This window comes from Pseudomonas sp. Sample_24 (genome assembly GCF_004307605.1).
Taxonomy (GTDB): domain Bacteria; phylum Pseudomonadota; class Gammaproteobacteria; order Pseudomonadales; family Pseudomonadaceae; genus Aquipseudomonas.
The window spans coordinates 23,239-43,915 of sequence record NZ_RCNW01000386.1 but is presented as its reverse complement, the minus strand read 5'-3'; the positions used below and the strand labels follow the sequence as shown (position 1 = coordinate 43,915).

The 20,677-nt window shown below is 59.4% G+C and carries 19 protein-coding genes; 11 read left to right on the top strand and 8 right to left on the bottom strand.

Going from position 1 to position 20,677, the window contains the following annotated elements; translation table 11 throughout:
• Window positions 1-173 precede the first annotated feature (173 nt).
• From benA to D8V06_RS21705, 4 genes are all read left to right on the top strand, one after another.
• Complete coding sequence (benA, locus tag D8V06_RS21720; protein ID WP_056856911.1) at window positions 174-1,538, top strand: benzoate 1,2-dioxygenase large subunit; 1,365 nt, start codon at window positions 174-176, stop codon at window positions 1,536-1,538.
• The gene (benB, locus tag D8V06_RS21715; protein ID WP_130931753.1) at window positions 1,535-2,023 is read left to right on the top strand and encodes a benzoate 1,2-dioxygenase small subunit; all 489 of its coding nucleotides are present in this window, start codon (window positions 1,535-1,537) and stop codon (window positions 2,021-2,023) included. Before benA ends, benB begins: the two co-directional genes overlap by 4 nt.
• Before the next feature lie 10 nt (window positions 2,024-2,033).
• Window positions 2,034-3,047: a benzoate 1,2-dioxygenase electron transfer component BenC gene (gene benC, locus D8V06_RS21710; RefSeq protein WP_130904604.1), complete on the top strand. Its 1,014-nt coding sequence runs from the start codon at window positions 2,034-2,036 to the stop codon at window positions 3,045-3,047.
• 87 nt (window positions 3,048-3,134) lie between these two features.
• Window positions 3,135-3,908, top strand: a complete 774-nt coding sequence (locus tag D8V06_RS21705) for a 1,6-dihydroxycyclohexa-2,4-diene-1-carboxylate dehydrogenase (RefSeq protein ID WP_130931752.1) — start codon at window positions 3,135-3,137, stop codon at window positions 3,906-3,908.
• 11 nt (window positions 3,909-3,919) lie between these two features.
• On the opposite strand, the gene D8V06_RS21700 is transcribed toward D8V06_RS21705, so the two are convergent.
• Window positions 3,920-4,282, bottom strand: a complete 363-nt coding sequence (locus D8V06_RS21700; RefSeq protein WP_056856691.1) for an NUDIX hydrolase — start codon at window positions 4,280-4,282, stop codon at window positions 3,920-3,922.
• 211 nt (window positions 4,283-4,493) lie between these two features.
• Between D8V06_RS21700 and D8V06_RS21695 the strand changes: the two genes are divergently transcribed.
• Window positions 4,494-4,685 carry an SPOR domain-containing protein gene (locus tag D8V06_RS21695; protein WP_056856690.1) on the top strand — a complete coding sequence of 64 codons (192 nt, stop codon included), beginning with the start codon at window positions 4,494-4,496 and terminating at the stop codon, window positions 4,683-4,685.
• A 79-nt stretch (window positions 4,686-4,764) separates the two neighbouring features.
• On the opposite strand, the gene D8V06_RS21690 is transcribed toward D8V06_RS21695, so the two are convergent.
• The gene (locus D8V06_RS21690) at window positions 4,765-5,004 is read right to left on the bottom strand and encodes a hypothetical protein (RefSeq protein ID WP_056856689.1); all 240 of its coding nucleotides are present in this window, start codon (window positions 5,002-5,004) and stop codon (window positions 4,765-4,767) included.
• A gap of 167 nt (window positions 5,005-5,171) precedes the next feature.
• Between D8V06_RS21690 and D8V06_RS21685 the strand changes: the two genes are divergently transcribed.
• Window positions 5,172-5,390, top strand: a complete 219-nt coding sequence (locus D8V06_RS21685) for a hypothetical protein (protein WP_056856688.1) — start codon at window positions 5,172-5,174, stop codon at window positions 5,388-5,390.
• Window positions 5,391-5,476: 86 nt separating this feature from the next.
• A complete protein-coding gene (locus tag D8V06_RS21680; protein ID WP_056856687.1) occupies window positions 5,477-5,821 on the top strand; it encodes a hypothetical protein in 345 nt (114 codons plus the stop codon).
• Window positions 5,822-5,824: 3 nt separating this feature from the next.
• On the opposite strand, the gene D8V06_RS21675 is transcribed toward D8V06_RS21680, so the two are convergent.
• A complete protein-coding gene (locus D8V06_RS21675) occupies window positions 5,825-6,394 on the bottom strand; it encodes an Rrf2 family transcriptional regulator (RefSeq protein WP_056856686.1) in 570 nt (189 codons plus the stop codon).
• Between the two features lie 289 nt (window positions 6,395-6,683).
• Between D8V06_RS21675 and D8V06_RS21670 the strand changes: the two genes are divergently transcribed.
• The 4 genes from D8V06_RS21670 (at window position 6,684) to D8V06_RS21655 (ending at window position 11,264) form a co-directional block, all read left to right on the top strand.
• A complete protein-coding gene (locus D8V06_RS21670; protein WP_130904601.1) occupies window positions 6,684-7,886 on the top strand; it encodes an NAD(P)/FAD-dependent oxidoreductase in 1,203 nt (400 codons plus the stop codon).
• A gap of 138 nt (window positions 7,887-8,024) precedes the next feature.
• Window positions 8,025-9,314 (top strand): FAD-binding oxidoreductase, encoded by a 1,290-nt coding sequence (locus D8V06_RS21665; protein ID WP_130931751.1) that lies wholly within the window; start codon window positions 8,025-8,027, stop codon window positions 9,312-9,314.
• 25 nt (window positions 9,315-9,339) lie between these two features.
• Window positions 9,340-9,894, top strand: coding sequence for an XRE family transcriptional regulator (locus tag D8V06_RS21660; RefSeq protein WP_056856683.1), 555 nt, complete (start codon window positions 9,340-9,342; stop codon window positions 9,892-9,894).
• 23 nt (window positions 9,895-9,917) lie between these two features.
• On the top strand, window positions 9,918-11,264 hold the full coding sequence (locus tag D8V06_RS21655) for a glutamine synthetase family protein (protein WP_130931755.1): 1,347 nt from the start codon (window positions 9,918-9,920) through the stop codon (window positions 11,262-11,264).
• Between the two features lie 234 nt (window positions 11,265-11,498).
• On the opposite strand, the gene tssA is transcribed toward D8V06_RS21655, so the two are convergent.
• The 5 genes from tssA to D8V06_RS21630 all read right to left on the bottom strand — a co-directional run bounded on the left by tssA (window position 11,499) and on the right by D8V06_RS21630 (window position 20,674).
• On the bottom strand, window positions 11,499-12,596 hold the full coding sequence (gene tssA / locus D8V06_RS21650; RefSeq protein ID WP_130931750.1) for a type VI secretion system protein TssA: 1,098 nt from the start codon (window positions 12,594-12,596) through the stop codon (window positions 11,499-11,501).
• A 94-nt stretch (window positions 12,597-12,690) separates the two neighbouring features.
• A complete protein-coding gene (locus D8V06_RS21645) occupies window positions 12,691-13,209 on the bottom strand; it encodes a type VI secretion system tube protein Hcp (RefSeq protein WP_007978712.1) in 519 nt (172 codons plus the stop codon).
• 151 nt (window positions 13,210-13,360) lie between these two features.
• Window positions 13,361-15,841: a type VI secretion system membrane subunit TssM gene (gene tssM, locus D8V06_RS21640; protein WP_130906577.1), complete on the bottom strand. Its 2,481-nt coding sequence runs from the start codon at window positions 15,839-15,841 to the stop codon at window positions 13,361-13,363.
• Window positions 15,838-16,764: a type VI secretion system-associated protein TagF gene (tagF, locus tag D8V06_RS21635; protein WP_130931749.1), complete on the bottom strand. Its 927-nt coding sequence runs from the start codon at window positions 16,762-16,764 to the stop codon at window positions 15,838-15,840. The genes tssM and tagF overlap by 4 nt, the downstream gene beginning before the upstream one ends.
• Window positions 16,765-16,795: 31 nt before the next feature.
• The gene (locus D8V06_RS21630; protein ID WP_130931748.1) at window positions 16,796-20,674 is read right to left on the bottom strand and encodes a type VI secretion protein IcmF/TssM N-terminal domain-containing protein; all 3,879 of its coding nucleotides are present in this window, start codon (window positions 20,672-20,674) and stop codon (window positions 16,796-16,798) included.
• Window positions 20,675-20,677 lie beyond the last annotated feature (3 nt).

Here is a 20,677-nt window from a genome sequence, read left to right as displayed (position 1 = left end):
GCAGGTTTTGGGGCCGCTGCGCGACCCAGCGGGAGCAAGCTCCCTCGCCACAGAATTGACGTCGCGCCCCGAACTGCACAAAACGGATAAAGATCTGCATCCAGCGGATAGTCCACCCCATTGCCCCGTCCTAGCATGGCCCTGCCTGAACAATAACAATGGAGGCGGCGGCCATGACCCTGCGACCCGAATATTTGCATTCCCTGCTTGAAGACGATCCCGAGCAGGGCCTCTATCGCTGCAAACGCGAGATGTTCACCGATCCCCGGTTGTTCGATCTGGAGATGGAACACATCTTCGAAGGCAACTGGCTGTATCTGGCCCACGAAAGCCAGATCCCCAATATCAACGATTTCTACACCACCACCATGGGGCGCCAGTCGATCTTCATCGCGCGCAACAAGGACGGTGTACTCAACGCCTTCATCAACGCCTGCAGCCACCGTGGCGCGACGCTGTGCCGGCACAAGTCCGGCAACAAAAGCTCCTACACTTGCCCGTTCCATGGCTGGACCTTCAACAACTCCGGCAAGCTGCTCAAAGTCAAGGATCCGGCCAACGCCGGCTACCCGTCGAGCTTCAATTGCGAAGGCTCCCACGACCTGACCAAAGTCGCACGTTTCGAGTCCTATCGCGGTTTCCTGTTCGGCAGCCTCAAGGCCGATGTGCTGCCGCTGGTGGAGCATCTGGGCGAGTCGGCGAAGATCATCGACATGATCGTCGACCAGTCCGCCGACGGCCTGGAAGTGCTGCGCGGTTCTTCGAGCTACATCTACGAAGGCAACTGGAAACTCACCGCCGAAAACGGTGCCGATGGCTATCACGTCAGCTCGGTGCACTGGAACTACGCGGCCACCCAGAACCAGCGCAAGCAGCGCGAGGCCGGTGACGAAAACCCGACCATGAGCGCCGGCAGCTGGGCCAAGCAGGGCGGTGGTTTCTATTCCTTCGACAAGGGCCACATGTTGCTCTGGACCCGTTGGGCCAACCCCGAGGACCGTCCGCTGTACGAGCGTCGCGACGAGCTGGCGCAAGACTTCGGCAAGGCGCGCGCTGACTGGATGATCGAGAACTCGCGCAACCTGTGCCTGTACCCCAACGTCTACCTGATGGACCAGTTCAGCTCGCAGATCCGCATTGCCCGGCCGATCTCGGTCAACCGCACGGAAATCACCATTTACTGCATCGCGCCGAAGGGCGAGAGCGACCACGCCCGTTCGAGCCGGATTCGTCAGTACGAAGACTTCTTCAACGTCAGCGGCATGGCCACGCCGGACGATCTCGAGGAGTTCCGCTCCTGCCAGACCAGCTACCAGGGCAGCGTCACCACCTGGAACGACATGTCCCGGGGCGCCGAGCACTGGATCGAAGGCGCCGACGAGGCGGCAAAGGAAATCGACCTGCATCCGCTGCTCAGCGGCGTACGCACCGAGGACGAAGGCCTGTTCGTGCTGCAACACAAGTACTGGCAGCAGACCATGCTCAAGGCCCTGGCTGCCGAGCAGTCGAAACTGATCGCCGTGGAGGACGTGCAATGACCATTTCCTATGAAACGGTGCGTGATTTTCTCTATCGCGAAGCACGCTACCTCGACGACCGCCAGTGGGACGAATGGCTTGAAATGTATGCCCCCGACGCGACCTACTGGATGCCGTCCTGGGACGATAACGATGAGCTGACCGAAGATCCGCAGCGAGAAATCTCGCTGATCTGGTACGTCAACCGCACGGGCCTTGAAGATCGCATCTTCCGCATCAAGACCGAGCGTTCCAGTGCCAGCGTGCCGGACACCCGTACCTCCCACAACATCAGCAACATCGAGCTGCTCGAACAAGCCGACGGACTGTGCAAGGTGCGCTTCAACTGGCACACCCTGAGCTTTCGCTACAAGACCGTCGACAGCTATTTCGGCAGCAGTTTCTACACCCTCGACGTGCGGGGTGAAAACCCGTTGATCAAGGCCAAGAAAGTGATCCTGAAGAACGACTACGTTCGCCAGGTCATCGATGTTTACCACTTGTGAGACTGCCGTCATGACCCATTCCATCGCGTTCAATTTTGAAGACGGCGTCACTCGATTCATCGACGCCAACGTTGGCGAAACCGTGGCCGATGCAGCGTACCGCCAAGGCATCAATATCCCGCTGGACTGCCGCGACGGTGCTTGCGGCACCTGCAAGTGTTTTGCCGAAGCCGGGCAATACGATTTGGGTGAGGAATACATCGAAGACGCCCTCAGCCCTGAAGAAGCCGAGCAAGGCTTTGTCCTGACGTGCCAGATGCGCGCCCAGAGTGATTGCGTGGTGCGGGTGCCGACGTCATCGGAGGTCTGCCGCACCCGTCAGGCCAGTTACGACGCGACCATCAGCGCCGTACGCCAGCTGTCCGACAGCACCATCGCGCTGTCGATCAAGGGCGAGTCATTGAGCAAACTGGCGTTCCTGCCGGGGCAGTACGTGAACCTGGGCATTCCCGGCAGCGAACAGACGCGGGCCTATTCGTTCAGTTCGTTACAGCGCGATGGCGAGGTCAGTTTCCTGATCCGCAACGTGCCGGGCGGGCTGATGAGCAGCTTCCTCACCGGCATCGCCAAGGCGGGCGACAGCATGAGCCTGGCAGGGCCCCTGGGCAGTTTCTACCTGCGCGATATCCGTCGTCCGCTGCTGTTACTGGCCGGTGGCACCGGGCTGGCGCCATTCACTGCGATGCTGGAGAGAATCGCCGAGCAGGGCAGTGATCATCCGTTGCATCTGATCTATGGCGTGACCCACGATTTCGACCTGGTGGAACTCGACCGCCTGGAAGCCTTTGCCGCACGCATCCCCAACTTCACCTTCAGCGCCTGCGTCGCCAGCCCCGAGAGCCAACATCCGCTCAAGGGCTACGTGACCCAGCACATCGAGCCCAAGCATCTGAACGAGGGTGATGTCGATGTCTACCTGTGCGGTCCGCCGCCGATGGTCGAGGCGGTCAGCCAGTTCATCCGCGAGCAAGGCATCGCGCCGGTGAACTTCTACTACGAAAAATTTGCCGCCAGCGCGGCGTGAGACTTGCGCGGGTAACTGCTTCGACAACCCATCCATGCAGGAGCGGGCCTGCTCGCGATGAGTTCGGCACCGACCGATGAGGTAAACATGAACAGATTTCACGAAAAAGTCGCGCTGATTACCGGTGCCGCGCAGGGCATTGGTAAGCGCGTGGCCGAGCGCATGGCGGCGGAAGGGGCGAAGCTGATACTGGTCGACCGTTCCGAACTGGTGTTCGAGCTGCAGCAACAATTGGCGCCGAGCAGCCAGGTCCTGGCGCTGACGGCCGACCTCGAACAATACGATGAGTGCAACCGGGTGATGCAGACCGCCGTCGAGCGTTTCGGGCGCCTGGATGTGCTGATCAACAATGTAGGCGGGACAATCTGGGCCAAGCCTTTTGAGCATTACGAAGCGTCGCAGATCGAAGCCGAGGTTCGCCGTTCGCTGTTTCCGACGTTGTGGTGCTGCCATGCGGCATTGCCGTTCATGCTGGGGCAGGGCAGCGGTGCGATCGTCAACGTTTCGTCCATCGCCACCCGCAGTGTCAATCGCGTGCCGTACGGCGCGGCGAAGGGCGGCGTGAATGCACTGACCGCCTGCCTGGCGTTCGAAACCGCGGGGCGCGGCGTGCGGGTCAATGCCACTGCGCCGGGCGGCACCGAAGCGCCACCGCGGGTGATTCCGCGCAACAGCGCCGAACAGAGTCCGCAGGAAAAGGTCTGGTATCAGCAGATCGTCGACCAGACAATCGACAGCAGTTTGATGAAGCGTTACGGCACGCTGGATGAGCAAGCAGGCGCGATTTTGTTTCTGGCCAGCGATGAAGCGTCTTATATCACCGGCATGGTCATGCCAGTGGGCGGTGGCGATCAGGGCTGAGAAGACATGAGTTAGAGGCGACGCTGAAACGCTTTGACGATCCTTCGCGTGGCTTCGCTGGTGTTGAGGTTCTGCACGGCATCCAGCGGGTACCAGATGCAATCGAAGATTTCATTGAGTGGCCGGGCTGCGGGGTAGCCCGGCACTGAGGCCTCGAAGACGTGGTGCCGGGTACTCTCGGTTTCCAGTTCCATCAGGTACAGCATGTCATCGGCATCTATCCCGGTTTCTTCTTGCAATTCTCGCAACGCCGCGGCAGCAGTGGTTTCACCGGGTTCGACTTTTCCCCCAGGCAGCGTCCAGCGACACCTTGGTTTGCGCACCAGCAAGATGTGTCTTTCCAGCTCGCAAATGACTGTCGCGCGTACTTTCATGGGTTCCAGACCAACTGCTGTCATGAAATTGTAACAAAACTGCAATGATCGGGCCGCTTTTGCCTTCTCTTGTTGTTCTGAGCGGTGTGTGACCCGAAAAGTGCCGTTGTTTTGGCAAGCGGCTAAATCGACGTCTGGTCGTCATGACGTCCAGGGGTGGGTGTAAGGTAAGTGTGTTGACCTTGGATTCATTGTCGAGATGGAGGTGACCATGAGTGTTCCGATGTTGAACAAGATGCACATGAACGGTTACGACGTACTTAGCGTAAACAACGGCCCATGGCGGGTTTGCACCAAAGGTGATCGTCTTGGGTCATTTGCCAGCCGAGAAGAAGCATTGGCGTTTGCGGCGTCACTTCCCGGCTACCGATCAAAGTCGAACAAAAAAGCGAACAGCCAGTAAGCTGATCAAGCGTACGCAAAAGCCCCGGCACGCCGGGGCTTTTTATTGTGTCGGGGCGTTTGCCCGGTAACGGCTACTTTTATTCAGCCTTGTTGCGGGTGATGATCTTGGCCTTCACTTCCTCGGCATAGCCAGACAATCGTTGTTCATCGCCCTGGAACAGGTCGCACAGGCGCTTGACGGCCTCTGCATCGACATCGTTGCCGGTCAGGCGTAATTGCTCGGCGATGCGTAAAAGTTCTACCGCCGACCATCGCAGATCTGATGCAAGCCCTTGCAGATCACGCCGAAGCGCTTGTTCGCTCTCGTTAAGCCACATGATGTTCTCCTGAAACGCTGTGCTACGAAATTTTAGACCCATTAGCGTGACGGGGCGTTGTGTTTGTCATGCCCCGAGCGGCTTCCTTTGGTCGGGAAATTTGCGCGATCGGAAAAATTCGTTGTCGTAGTGAAGTAGCGATTTTCCTCAGGGCGGGGACAGGGCAAATGACGGCAACCGATGACTTCCGGGCGCATGCCCACGAGCTGATCGCCGATCTGGATGCGGCCACCAGCGAAATGATGAATCTCATTTCCGGCCACCAACTCAGCGGTCCGGAATGGGAGCGGGTCACGCGATGGCAGCATGAAGCCTACGAGCGCTGGATGACATATCTGAACGAGCGTTCATACCCCGACCCTGGCGAACACAAGTCCGATGGCTAAGGCGCGGCGCAGCAAATCAGCCGATAGCAAATGGCTGTCGGTGCGGGGACAGGCTACATTTCATGTTTTCAGGATAGGGATGCTTTATGCAGAGGCGGATGTTGTGGGGGGCGGCTGTGGTATTGGCGTTGTTGGGGGGATGTTCGTTACCGGCGTCTGTGGTGCCTGGGGAGCCGAATGTCAGTAAGTACAGTGAAAAAACACCCAAGGTCCTCGCCGGGTGCGTATTGCCGATTTGGCAGCAAGAAGTTTCCAACACCACGCAGTCGTCGATTTCCAATGGCTACCGGATTACCGCACCCAGCATCATTACCGCCGACGAGGTTCTGGACATCGTGAAATTCAAGGACGGTAGCCGGGTGTCCTTGTATCAAGGGCCACCCTGGGCGAAATCCGGCGCATTGCGCCAGGCAGTGCGTGACTGCCTGTAGCCTTCAGTCGCCGATGTCAGTGACCTGGATGAGTTGATCGTCGCCTGCCTGGGCACTCGCTGAGCCTTTCTTTTCACGGCGATCATTCATCCAGTCGTCTACCTGCGAATTGAACTCGGCCGGCGCTTTGCGCCCAACCTTTCTGGCGATATCCAGAATGGTTTGCTGGGCGAGGGCGTCTTCCATGCGCTTTTGCGCGGTCATCATTGCAGCGTGCACCGAGCAGTGCCCTTCAAGTGCCCAGTCGGGGGCTTCACCCTCAAAAAGCGCACAGCGACCGCGAATCTCCCGGCAATCGAAAATGGCCTTGCGCCCATCGATGGCGTTGACGATATCCAGCAGCGAGATCTCGTCGGCGGGCCGGGCCAACTTGAAGCCGCCACGCACACCCTCGGTGGCGACCACCAGTTTTGCCTTGGCCAGTTTGGTGAAGATTTTTGCCAGGTAGTCCAGAGGCACGCCTTGCAGTTCCGCAAGGTCGCGCACGCTCGCTTCACGCGTATCGCCGCGATTGCCCACCAGAAAAATCAGGCAGTGAATCCCGTACTCAACACCTGCGCTGTATAGAGACATCTCGATCTCCGACTAAATATGTCGCAAATATTAACAGCTGATTCCCTGCCTTACAACGAACCACTGCCTCCTCACTGGCATCGACATGCCTCTGAAGCTGTTGGTTTAAAGGAGTTTTATCGGTGTATCGATTTGATTGATTGGAACCATCTCGAAAAAACTGTTGCGGCATTCAACTCGGACAAATAGAGTCGCCGTTGTCAGGTCGAAAGCCATGCGCCGCGTTTACGAGAAACGTGTCCATCGACTCCTGATCCTTCAACAAATCTAATTGTCCCTGGAGTGATGAATGAAACAGCACATTTTGGTAATCGGCGCAGGTTTCGGTGGCATGTGGACCGCTTTGAGCGCCACGCGCCTGTTCGACATTCACGGCCACGAAGACTTTGAAGTGACCGTACTGGCTCCCCAGGCAGAATTGCGCGTGCGCCCTCGCTTCTACGAACCGAACGCCCATCAACTGGCTGCTCCCCTCGGCGAATTGTTCGATGTCGTCGGCGTGAAGTTCATCAAGGGCGCCGCCGAGACCATCGACGTCGCGCAAAAACGTGTGGGCTACATCGACGCGGCGGGTGAAAAACAGGTCTGCATCTACGACAAACTCGTTCTGGCCACCGGCAGCCGCCTGGCATTGCCCGGCACTTCGGGTGTGGTTGAGCATGCCTTCGATGTCGATCAGATCGAGCAGGCCGTGCGCCTGGAAAACCACCTCAAGTCCCTGGTCGACCAGCCAGAAAGCCAGGCACGCAACACCGTCGTGGTGGCCGGCGGCGGTTTCACCGGCATCGAAACGGCGACTGAAATGCCCACTCGCCTGCGTGCCATCCTGGGTGATCGAGCGGACATCAACGTGATCATCGTTGACCGTGGCAATAAGGTCGGCGGTTCCATGGGGCCGCAGATCGCCGAGAAAATCGCTGAAGCCAGTGTTCATACCGGGGTGCAATGGCATCTGAATGCTTCGGTTGTCGCTGTCGATGAAAACGGCGTGACCTTGTCCGATGGCCAGCGCATCGAGGCCAAGACCGTGGTCTGGACCACCGGTGTGCGCGCCAATTCGCTGACCGAGCAAATCCCCGCAGAGCGCGATCATCTGGGCCGCCTGCATGTCGATGCGCACCTGAAAGTCATTGGTCAGGATGACATCTACGCCACCGGCGACGTTGCCTATGCGGCCACCGATGACATCGGCAACCACGCGTTGATGACGTGCCAGCACGCCATTGTGCTGGGCCGTCATGCCGGCAATAACGTCGCGGCGCAGATACTGGGGGTGGACCCGACGCCGTATCGCCAGCCCAAATACGTGACTTGTCTGGATCTGGGGGCGTGGGGGGCGGTTTATACCGAGGGCTGGGATCGTCAGGTCAAGCTGACGGGGCAGGAGGGCAAGGAGCTCAAGACGCAGATCAACACGGTTTGGATTTACCCGCCGGTGGCGGATCGTGAGGTGGCTTGGGCGGCGGCGGATCCTTTGATTCCGATTGCCTGATGGCTTGAATTTGAACTGAATCCTGCCTGGGGTTTCCTGGGTGGGATTTTTTTTTTGCCCAAATCGAGCCATTGCCGGCATGAAATTAATCGTGTACTTTTTCATGAAATTAAAACTATAAAATTTCATGGAGCCGGTATGTTTCAGCAGTCCACCCAACACATCGCCAGCTATTACGCCCATACCTGCGCAAATCAGTTGCCCATTCGACCGGCTCTTGAAGGCGAGCAATCCGCTGAGGTGGTGATTATCGGCGCCGGTTTCAGTGGCCTGCACAGCGCATTGCGTCTTGCCCTGGCGGGCAAGCGTGTGATTGTGCTTGAGGCCAGTCGCGTGGCGTGGGCCGCATCGGGGCGCAACGGTGGTCAGGCGATTCTCGGCTGGTCGTGCGACATGCCACCGCTGGAAGCTGCGCTGGGTTACGAGCGCGCGCGGCAGATGTGGGAGGGCATGCGCTGGGCGGCGCGGGAGTTGCGTGAACTGCCTGCGCGGCATGGGTTCGATTGTGACTATCGGCCCGGACACCTGTGGACCTCGGTGATGCCGAGACGGGTGCGCCTGCTCACCGAATGGCAGCACGAGGCCAGTCACAAATGGGGTCACGACGGCTTGCAATTCATCCCCCGTGAGCAGTTGCCCGACTGGGTTGCCAGCGAGCGCTATCAGGCGGGTCTGTTTGATCCCGAAGGCGGGCACTTGAATCCGCTGAAGCTGGCGCTTGGACTGGCCGCTGCGATCGAGCGCGCCGGTGGGGTGATTCATGAACACAGCAAGGCACTCGAATATCGAGAGGAGGCGGGCGGGTACGTGGTGACCACCGAGCGCGGCCGGATCCGTGCCGATGTGCTGGTGTTGGCCTGCAATGCCTACCTGGATCGGCTCGACCCGCAACTCTCGAGTTGTGTGCTGCCTGTCGGTACTTACCAGGTGGCCACCGCTGAACTGAGCGAAGAACAGGCCACGGCGTTGCTGCCGAGCAATGTCTGCGTCACCGACAATCAGTTCGTGCTCGATTATTTCCGTCGCACCCCGGACAACCGGCTGCTGTTCGGCGGTGGCTGCACGTATCTGGGCGGCATGCCGAGAGACATCGCCGCAGCTACCCGACCGTGTCTGGAGCGCGTGTTTCCACAATTGAAAGGCGTAGAGCTGGAGTTCGCCTGGGGCGGTCATATCGACCTGACGCTCAAGCGCACGCCTGACATCGGCCGGCGCGGCGACCTCTATTGGTTGCAGGGCTACTCCGGGCACGGTGTGTTGCCGACCCTGGCCGGGGCGCGGGCGGTGTCCGATGCGATATTGGGCCGGCAGGAGGAACTGGCGTTGTACCAAGGCTTGACCAACGGCAGCTTTCCCGGCGGCAAGTACATGGCCGCGCCCCTGGAAGCCATCGGCAAAGCCTGGTATCGGCTGCGCGACAGCATTTGAAACGAGAATTTCCGGAAGCCTAAAGATGGACATGCAGGAAGAGATATCGGCGCTGGCGATCCTGATTCAGGACCTGCGCAAACACAAGAAATACACCCTCAAGGAACTGGCGGACAAGATTGGCCGGTCGGTGGGTTTTCTGTCGCAGGTCGAGCGCGGCTTATCCCGCCCCACGGTGGCCGACCTGACGGCCATCAGCGAAACCCTCGGCGTGCCGACCACCTATTTCTACAGCTTGCCCAAACCCATGGCCTTGCCCTGGGTGACCCGGCCGGATGAGCGTCGCACGCTGTATTACGCCGATGGCATCACCGACATCATGGTTTCACCGAAAATGCGCGCGTCCTTTTCGATGCTGGAAAGCCGGCTGGAGCCCGGCGCGAGCAGCGGCGACCGACACATGAAAGACAGCTCGGAGCAGGGCGGCTATGTCCTCGAAGGCGCGTTGACGTTGTGGCTGGATAACGATGAGCCGGTGACCCTGCACGCCGGTGACAGCTTTCAACTCGCCAGTCATGCCCATTGCCGTTACGGCAACCTGTCAGACCAACTCACCCGCGTGCTTTGGGTTTACACCTGATAAAAACGACAAGGAACAGAATGATGGATGCTGTGTGCTCTGAACTGCTGGCCGAAGTGCGTGGGTTTCGTCAGCGCTACCCCGATGTGCGCTACGTCGACCTGATTTCCCTGGACATCCCGGGGCATTTCTACGGCAAGCGCTACCCGATAGAAATGCTCGAAAAAGTCGCCGCTGGCAGCGCGCTCAAGTTGCCGCAAAACTGCGTGTTGCTTGGGACCCAGGGCGGGTTGTTCAAGATCGGCGACTACTGCTTCAACGACGGCGACCCGGACGCGCTACGCCGCCTGGTGCCTGGTACGCTCAAGTTGGTGGGCTGGGAAAAACAACCGCTGGGGCAAATGCTGATCACCTCCGACGGCACCGAAAAGCCGATCGTCTTCGAACCGCGCGAAGTGTTGGCGCAGGTGCTGGACCGGCTCAAACGCAAAGGCATTTTCCCGGTGGTGGCGTTCGAGTTGGAGTTCTATCTGTTCGACAGCCAGTTGCGTGATGGTTTGCCGCAGTTCGCCCGCGATCCGTTGACCGGCGATGCCGATGATCAGCCGAACATGCACATCGAACGCCTGTCGCGTTTCGCCCCGGTGCTCGACGAAATGGTCGAGAGCGCGCGGGCGCAAGGTATCGATGCCACGGTGATCACCGCCGAACTGGGGCCAGGTCAGTTTGAAATCAATTTCGGCCACTGCGATGACGGGCTGCGCGCCGCCGACTGGGCCGCCCTGTTTTGCCGCAGTACCCGTGGCGTGGCGCTCAAGCACAACTACCGCGCCAGTTTCATGGCCAAACCGTACTTGCAGCATCCGGGTAGCGGCATGCATGTGCATGTGAGCCTCTACGACAAGGCCGGCAATAATCTGTTGGCGGCGAACGGACAGCGCGCGTTGCGCCATGCCGTGGCCGGTTGCCTGGATGTGTTGCCGCACTGCATGCCGATCTTCGCACCGAACCACAATGCCTTGCGTCGTCTGAGCGCTACGGTGAACGTCGCTTCGCGCGCCAGCTGGGGCTTTGAAGACCGTGATGCCTGCCTGCGGGTGCCAGACTCCGACGCGAAAAACCTGCGGATCGAACACCGCCTGGCCGGTGCCGATGCCAATCCATACCTGGTGCTTGCAGCCATTCTGGTGGGGCTGGAGCAGGGGCTGGAAGGGGAGTGCGAGCCGATTGCACCGCTGAACGAAGACCGCAGCAGTGGCATCGATTTCCCGCTGGAAATGCTCGAGGCCGTGCAGTCGATGCAGAATTACTCGCCATTGCGCGAAGGATTGGGCGCAGAGTTTGTCGATGTGTATTGCGAGAACAAGCGTCAGGATCACCTCGCGTTTCTGAACGACATCAGTGCAAGGGAGTACCGCTGGTTTCTATAGTTAAAGAGGTTTCGAGGTTAACCTTAAAAAATATCAGGATATTTAAGGGCTTATAAACTTTAGTAACTGGCTGGTTAAATAAAATATCTTGTTACAGCGCGAAACATTGCGTAATATCCGCGCCGCGTTCACCACCACGGTTTATGCATTTTTAAGTCCCGGGCGTCCATCAGCTGCCCGGGATTTTTTTTGCCTGGTGTTTTTGCGTCTATCTGAACGGCCGTGCAGGCCAAATCAGGACTTCGCTTCCTTGGTCCCCAGTACGTCGCGAATGTTGTCCACGACATTGCTGTCCTTGATCACATCGTTCAGCCATCCTTCGAGCGGCATGTTGCCCCATTTGATCGCGCGTTCGATGAGGTAAGGGACGGGGCTCTGCGGCTCGGTCTGCTTGAAGAACTGCGCGATACCCGCCAGCAGGGTGAACGCCTCGTCGCGGGATTGCGGTGTGGTACGCAACGGTGTGACTGGAATGTCTTGCTGGGTCTGGGTCATTGCAGCTCCTGTGGGTTGTGCGCCCGCGCTATCGGAGACGGTCGGCGTGGGAGCGGCAGGGGGCGGGTTCAACTCGATACCCCGGTCCTTGAGCAGTTTTTCGGCCAATTGGCCTGCGCGGGACAGCACGTCCATGAGCCCGGCAAAACTCGGCGCTTCAGGGCCGAACAGACGATCAGCGGTGCTCTGCAATTGCTGGCACGCGTTCAGGCTGGCGGCAATTTCGCTGGCCTTGCGGCGCAAGTGATCCGAGTCAGTCAGCACCACCGAGCGCTGGAACACCTCAGCGTTGATCTTGCCTTCGTCAAGGGCGGCGCGCATCGCCTGAGGGCTTTGCAGGGCCAGGTTCTCAACGTGCCTGGATTCGTCATAACGAAGCAAACCGTAGTGCTGGCCTTGGGTGATGGGCAGTCCGCCGACGACATCGGCGAGGGTCGTCTTCATCCACGACAGGCGGGCAGCGCGCTCATCGACGCCATCTTCGAGGGACGGAAAGAGATCGCCCCAGAAATTATCCAGAATGCGTTCGGCCAGCGTCAGGCCAAACGTGATGCCGGTGAAATGGTGTTTGTGCGCCAGGCCTTCGTTGAGCCAGGCGACAAGCATCAGGTCCTTGCTCTGTCGAGCCAGGCCTTGGGCAGCCAGGGTGATGGTCAGATCCCAGTCAGATGACTTCAGATCGGTTTGCCAGTCACCCTGGGTCAAATAATCGGGGTCTGCTCGCCGCGCTTCTTTCACCTGATCGAACAAGGCGGAAAAGCTCATGTCTTCGCCGCTCCCCTGATTGATGGGCGCGGTCAGTTCGGCCAGCGAAAGGTCGTTGAGAAATTCAGACATAAGAAACTCTGATCAAAATAAAAGAACACCGTACCCGCCAGGCAGGCACGGTGCTGAAAACGAGCCGCCGGGGCGGCCCGTCATTGCCACGGTTTTATGCGAAAACCTTGTTGGCAGTGCGATCCCAACCACCGGTGACGTTACCGCCGCCCTGGCCATCTGCACGGCTCTGCTGGGTGTAGGTGGTCTTGATGCGAGCGAAGTTGAAGCTGATTTCTTCGATCGGCAGGTCGCCAACCGCTTTGTCTTCGCCGTTCTGGCTGCCACCGGCGACCGCTTTGACCGAAGACACCACGACTTCTTCCAGGTTGATGGTCAGGTAGGTCACCTTATCACCACCAGCGCGGTTCACATTCAGTTGGATCTTGGCGATGTGCGTGCCTTTGCAGCAGGCTTCGAACAGCTTGGCAGAAGCCTTGTCCACGGCTTTGCGGATGCTGAAGTCGCTCAGCGCTACACGCTCAGACGAAGCACCGCCCGACGAACTGGCCGTCGCGGAGGTGGCCTGGGTTGCGCCGTACTCGTAGCCGAGCACTTCGATCCAATCCTTGTGTTTGTCGTCCAGTACTTCACCAGGAATGCCGTCGATCTGGATGTATGCGTCAAATGCCATTTTTAGTTTCTCCTTACCTTCATTTAAAGGTTGTCACCTGCAAACAGATCACAGCCCTTCGTTTAAACCTCTTTGAAACGATCAAGAGAGGTGTGTTACGCCAGCCCGGGATTGGCCCGGGTAGCGGTTTTTCTTCATTGCACGTGGCGTCTCAATTGAGTGCCCGTACTTCGATTTCTACCCGCCGGTTAGGCTCCAGGCACTGAATCAGCTGAGCCCTTGGCTGCTGCATATCGCACCTGACCAAAGGCTTGGTGCTGCCTTCGCCGACGGCTTCCACCAGCTCGCCGGGAACGCCTTTGCCCACCAGGTAGGTCTTGATGGTTTGTGCCCGCTGCTTGGATACCTGCAGGTTGCCTTGTGGGTCGCCGAGTTGATCGGCGTGCCCGGCGATAATGATTTTGCCGATGTTGGGTGTGCTCAGAAGCTTGCCGGCGATCGCGCTGAGCTGGCTTTGACCCTCGGTCTTCAGGCTCTGGAAGTCGGCGCGGGCAAAGGCGAACAAGGTGTCCGACTCCAGCGTGATGGTCTCGATCGAGCGCAACGACTGGGTGAGCAAACTGTTGATGTAGTTGCGTGAGCTGGAGATCAGGAACGCGTTGTCGAGGATCCGTGGCACGTCCGGCTCGTGAATCTGATCGCTGTAGAAATTGATCTGCCGGCTGGCGAACTCATAGTCCTGATTCGAGGTGGCGACGGCGGCACTGCCAACCTGGCGGGCAATCGCCGGATACCAGTAATCCGGAATTTTCGCTTTCAGGAACCCAGGGTCGGCCTTGTCTCGTTGTGCGCGCGACAACATGACGTAGGTGTCCAGCGTCGACTTGCCAAATGCGGCGATGGACTGCGCCCGGTTGTCATTGGGCAACGCTTTCGACTCGACGCTGTCCACGCCTGTCACCGGCATCAACTCTTTGGCGTTGCGCTGATAGACCTTGAGCGTGGTCAGCAGATACAACGAGCGCGTCAGGTTGTCGGCCGTGGGTTTGAGCATCACGGTTTCCAGCCGATTGAAATACTGGCCGCGTACCACTGGCTCTACCTTGTGGCCTTGGTATAGCCCCAGGCGCAGGCGCAGTGGCACGCCATCGTCGTGATGCTGCGCATAGTAATGTGCGGTCCACAAACGCAGGCGATCGAGGGTTTGCCAATCGGTGTACTGCCCGCTGGCCGAGTGATCGTCGGCACTGGCCTGGGTCAGCTCTGCCGAGATGCTTTGCAGGGTGTCGCGGTTATTGACGTACGACCAGCTCAACAGGCTGCACAGCAGCACCGCGACCAGGCCAGCGCCACCGATCCATGCCGCCTTGCGCCGACGCTCGCGGTGATTGGTGGTGTATAGCGCCACCAGGTGTTGATCGGGAATGATGACTTTGCGGAACAGACTGTTGATGAACAACGGCCGTGGTTGCGCGTTGCCGTTGGCGATCTCCAGATCCTGTTCAAGCGAGAATCGCTCGGTCACCTGGCGCGCGTGTCCGCCCATTTCCGGTTGGTCGGCATCGAGGGCACTGGTGAAATAAAAGCCACGCAGCAGCTCTGCATTTTGATAAGGGTTGGCGCGCAACAACGCATCGACGAACAGCTGCAGCCGTGGCTTGAGTGCCGCCAGCTCCAGCGGGAAGCGGTACACCGCCGAATCCTGGCGGGTGATCTGAATGTCCTGCGTCACCAGTTGCTGGCTCGCCACTTGTTGCCAGTAGCCGATCAGCTCGTCCATCGCGACGCCGAAGCGCTGACCCCAATCAGCCTGCTCGTAGCCCTTGTGGGAAAAGGTCTTGCCCATGACTTCGCCGCGCGCGGTTTCGTCCAGCTGGCGATAGAAGGGCGCGAAACCCGGCACCAGGTCGCACTTGGTAAACACCAGGTAAACCGGCAGCCGCACTTCCAGCAGGGCATGGGTTTCCTGAATGCGTTCACGCAGGCGCTTGGCGATACGTTCCTGGTCTTCCAGCGAGGATTGCAGGATGTCGTGGATGCTGACGGTGACGATCAGGCCATTGAGTGGCCGGCGTTGCCGATGCTGGCGCAGCAATTGAAGGAAGGCCCGCCATTTGCCGGCCTCTTCCTGGTTGTTCATGTAGCGACCGGCCGTGTCCAGAAGGACCGCTTCGGAGCTGAAGAACCAGTCGCAATTGCGTGTGCCACCCAGACCGGCGACGCGCACGCCCTCACGCTCGGCGTAGGGAAAATTGAGCCCCGACTGGTAGAGCATGGTGCTTTTGCCCGCTGCTGGCTGCCCGACCACCAAGTACCAGGGCAGGGCATACAGTGCATCTTTGGCATTGCTGCCCCGAGGCTTGTTGCTGTGCAAACGTTCGATGCTTTGCAGCAGTCTTTCGCGCAACAGGCTCACTTCTTCGCGATCGGCCGGGCTCGCATTCAGCACGGCCTGATCGGCATCCTCGCGCAGCAATCCTTCGAGGTTGTGATGTCGGGACACGCCTCGGTAAAGCAGCAGCACATAGCCGGCCGACAGCAACAGGAACACGCCAATGCCCGTCAGCAGACTGTTGAGCGAACTGAAATCAAACGCACGCCCGATGCCCCACACCACGAAGATCGTGAGGAAAAAGCACACCCCGAGAATGTAGGGTTGATAGCGCAGGAAGTAATATTTGATCTTGTTCATACGGACTTCGAATCCAGGGCATCGACAAAACGGTCGATAACGTCACCCAGTGGGCGGTCGATTTCGGGAAAGGCGTGTTTGCGGTGGTGCTCGTCGAAGGCATCGAAAGAGGCCAGTACGTCGTAGCTTTGCGAACGCTCACTGATACCTGTCAGCACGCGATAGGCATCGCTGGTGTGGCGCGAGGCAAAACAGATCAGCCTGGGGCGCATGAAGTCGTCGGCCAGCAGACTGACCTGCGGCACCGCGCGTTCAAGGGACATTTGCGTCAGCCATGTGACCCATAAGTCGGCGGTCGGATTCTTCAGGCCTCTTTCCGCGGGCAAGGGCAGGGCGATGCCGATAGGTGTCGCGTCAGCCAGGTGCCGTCTGAAGGCCAGAAGCCGGGTCAACACGGCATTGCTGACGAACTCCGGGTAGGCACCTTCGAGCGCGGTACTGATATCGCGCAGATTGAAATTCACCAGAAACTTGTCATGCACGCGCCGGAACAACTCGAAGTCCTGTCCTTGCAATGGACGCAAGGCCTTGATGCGTTCGAACAGCACCGACGTGCTTTCACCCTGGACGGCCATGTGCAACAAGGGCCTGATCTGTCCGCTGAACAGTTCGCCGAGGGTGAACGGATTGACCAAAGGCTCGGCCTCGCTGGCCTTGAGCGTCTGGAAAATGAAAAACGGATAGCGGCGTCCGCTCGAATCCTTGGAACTGATCAGCCCGCCCAGCAACCAGTTACCGCTGCGTGCGCGATAGCTGAAAAAACATACCGGCAACGCATCGAACAGTTCGCGCCAATCCTCGCGGTGTTGCAAGGCGGCGAGAGCGCCTTGCAACCAGCCGTCGAACTCGCAGACGTCATCGCCTGCGCCTTGCAGGCTGACGAAGTCCGGGCTCGCGGGGACTTTTCCGAAGCAGCCGATCATTGGCCGGATCCCTGATTCAAGGTTCGGCTGCTCACAACGGACGACCTTCTTTGGCGTTGAGCGCACTCAAGGCTTTGACGTTGGCCAGGTCCGTCAACTTGACGCCGCCGTAGTTGCGCACGGCGAGGCTGACCGGGCCGCTGTTGGTGTTCCAGCTGAAACGTTGCTGGATACCGTCCAGATCGCTGACCCGTGCGCTGTCGTTCATGCGCAGCAGGCCCCAACGGCCCGGGTAATCGAACACCGTGATGCGCTCGCCGGTCAGGGTCACCACATCCAGGCGTGCGCCGGGCGTGGTGGTCGTGCCCGGCCATGAGAAGCGGCTCCAGCTGGTCTTGCCGTTCCGGTAGTGCTGCACCTGGCCATCGAGGGTGAAGATGATGTCGGTCAGGTTGGCAGAGGGTTCGAGCATGATTTCGAAGCCGTTGTCGCGGTCCGACAGACTGGCGATCACCTGGCCCAACGAGCTGGCCTTGTCGATGCTGTTGACCATGTTCGGGTTGACCAGCGGCGTTGCCTTGCTGTCGCTGCCCATTCCCAGGCCTTCGCCACCGGACAGGTTGCCAATCTCGTTACGCTTGAAGTTCGGCAGCAGCCCGGATTCCGGATCGACAAAACGCTGCAGGTCCTTGACCGATGCTTCGTTGCGGCTGCCGGCGGCAATCGGATAACGGTGGGCCATCACCTGTTCCCATGGCTTGGCAATCTGCTGTGCCCAGGCTTTGGCAATCTGTTGGCCGGCCGGGTCGCGCAGGGTTTCCCAGGCAAACTGGATCGGCAGGCTGAACAAACCCTGCAACGCAGTGGACAGGCCGCCCTGACTGGTGTCGACAGTGGTCTCGACGTAGTTGCGCACGTTGGTCACTTCGCTTGGCAGCCCTTCGAGGGTTTCGCTGATCAGCTGCTTGCTGCTTTTGCCGACGTCCTGGGAGCGCTGGATGTTGTTCATCCGCACCTTGAGTTTGCGCAAGGCCGCCAGGTATCGATCCATGATCGTACTGTCGGCGCCTTCGGCGTTTTGCACGGCAAACACACGTGACACAGGCTCGAAGCGTTTCGCCAGACTGCCGTCGTCAACCGCCGGCAAAGGCGATATCAGCGTGCTTGGCGAGGCATTCTTGCCATCGAGAATACCGCTGACGCTGCTCCAGAATCCGTCGTCAGGCTTGATGCCTGCTGGCAGGGTTTCCCGCGAGGCAGGGACATCCCACTGGGTGTTGTCGTTGACCGCCGCCAGGAGAATTTTCACCGGCGAATTCTGCACATCGCTGAGCAGTGACAGTTGTTGGGTCGCATTGGCCATGTCAGTGAAATGGCGAACGCCGACGCTGTCGATCAGGGTGTACCAGGCCTGTGTGTAGTCGCGCTTGTAGCGCGTCATGAATTCACGGATGAAATTGGCTTTCTGCACGATGCTGTCGGCGCCTTCGCCGTCGAGCACCCAGTCCGATTCATTCTGCAGATTGCCCGACACCAGTTTGATCAGCTCCGGCTTGACGAATTGCTCCCAGCCCTGACGGGTGAAAATCGCCGGCACCGCTTCTGTGCCGTAGAGCAACTGTCGGCCTGGCAAGGGCACCAGATCGCTCAAGCCAACCGCCGGGAACTGGCGACTGGATTCCAATTGCAGGCGCAGGTATTCGCGATCCACCAGCGAACTGGAAATCATGAAGGACTTCAGGCTGTTGCGGGTCTCACTGATGAGCTGTTCATTGCGTGACAAGGTCGGCGCCTGACCGGTCTTGAGCAGCTGCACATATACCGGCGCGTTGTCCTGGATCACCGCGCTGCTGACCGCGTTGTCGCTGCTGGCCGTGTTGGCCCAGGCGACCGGTAATGCAGCACTCACGAATTCGGGATCCGGATGCGTGGCGGGTTGGGTCAGCATCAGGTAGAGCTTGAGTGCGTTGTAAGACTCGATGATCGACGCAACCTGGCGCTCATCCAGCCGTCCCAACATTTCTTCGGACAGTGAAAGCCCGCCGGTAGTCGCCGACAGTTCAGCGGCATCGCTCGCCGTGGCAGGGTTGCGCAGCGCTGTCAGGGCTTCGCCGCGAGCCTTGTTTGCAATTCCCCTGGCGGCGCCATTGAGGCGGCCGGCGACATCACCGGTGCTGCGCGGCAGGTTGTTCAGGCGGGTCGGCAGTTTCTGCCCCTGCGCACGGGCTTTGGCTGAGCCGGTTTTGGACGTCGCAGGGGCAAAGTTGTTCTGCGGGTCCATGGTTTTTGCAAACTCATTGAACGCGCGCATCTGCAATTGCAATTGCAGGGTGATCGGTTCCAGCGCCTGAGTGCGCAGTTGCTGCAAGTAGGCGGTTTGTGCAACGCGGTAGACATCGTCACCCCGGTACAGGCCGGCGCCGAGTTGCAGCGGCACGCCTTTGGCTCGGTGCTTCTCGATGGCGGTGAGTTGCTCGCGCAGCAGTTCCAGGCCGTGGCCCGACGCGAGCAGCCGCGTGCTGTCCGGCGATTGTTGCAGTTCGGTCAGTTGCTCGCGCAGTGTCGCCAGCCACTGACGGTTGTTCTGGAACGACAGGGTTTGCCAGCCGATGAACGCGAGTCCCGCCATTACCGCCAGACCCAGCAGGGCAGGGCTGGCGGACTTGTTCTTGCCGAATCGCGACTGGTAGAGGGTCAAGTCGCGATCCGGGAAAATCACCCGACGGAACGTATCGGTGATGAAGTAGCTGCGGTCGCTGATTTTCCGGCTGCTGCCTTGCGCCTGTTTGTCGTGCTCGGGGGCGGGCTGCAAGGCGAACGACTCAGCCAGATCATCTTCATACACCTGGCTCAGTTGCTGGTCGGTCTGCAGGGCACTGGTGAAATAGAGTCCGCGCAGCAACAGTGGCGCACCACTGCGACGGGTTTCGGCGAAATGCTGGAGAAATTGCTCGAGCACGCCCGACAGCTCGGCGAAATAGTTGGGGAAGTTCAGCAGCGCGCTATTGGCATCGGCGCCCAACGCAATCATCTGGGCATCGACGTGGCGACGGATATGGCTGTGCAGGTTGGCCAGCTTGGCATCCAGCACCGGACGCAGGCCCTGGTTGCGGATCTCCGACAAACCGAAGGTCATGCCCAGCGGTTGTTGCCGTTCGTTCAGGTCCAGGCCTTCAAACGCCTGGCTGAACCCCGGCAGCTGATCAGTCTTGCTCAGCATCAGGTAAATCGGCGGGTTGGCCTCCAGGCAATCGTTGTATTCCTCGATGCGCGAGACCAGTTGTGCGGCGAGCTCGTTGCGCTCGGCAGCACTGCACGCCAGCAGTTCCGGCAGGCTCACCACCAACACCAGACCATTGACCGCGGCCTTGCTGCGTTGTTTTTTCAGCATGCGCAGGAAAGCGGCGAATTCGCTGGCCGACGGGTCGTCCCGCAGATAACGGCCGGCCGTATCGATCATCACGGCCTCAGGGCTGAAATACCAATCGCAGTGTTGCGTACCGCTTTCGGTGTCGTTGGCACTGCTGGCAATGTTCGCCGACAGCCCCGAGCGGGTCAGCAATGAGGTCTTGCCCGCGGCCGACATGCCGATGACCAGGTACCACGGCAAATCGTAAAGCGCCGACGAACCGCCGCCGCCAGCCGAACGATCAGCGCGCAGCATGGCGATGGCGTGCTTGAGCCGCTCGCGCAGCACTTGCTGATCTCGGAACTCACCGGTGGAATTGAGCGACCGGTCGACTTCGATCTGCACCAGGTTTTCGAGGTTGTGTTCAGCCCGGATACGCTTGTACTGACGCAGCACAATGATCAGCAGGTAAAAGGCGCTGACGATCGCCATCGTCTCCAGCGCATAACCGCGCAGCCAACTCACCCGCGGGGCCACGAACCAGCTGACCGCCAGGCTGATCAGCCACAGGACGGGGATGAGAAACCAAAAACTTTTCAACAAACGCAATAATGTCTTCATGTC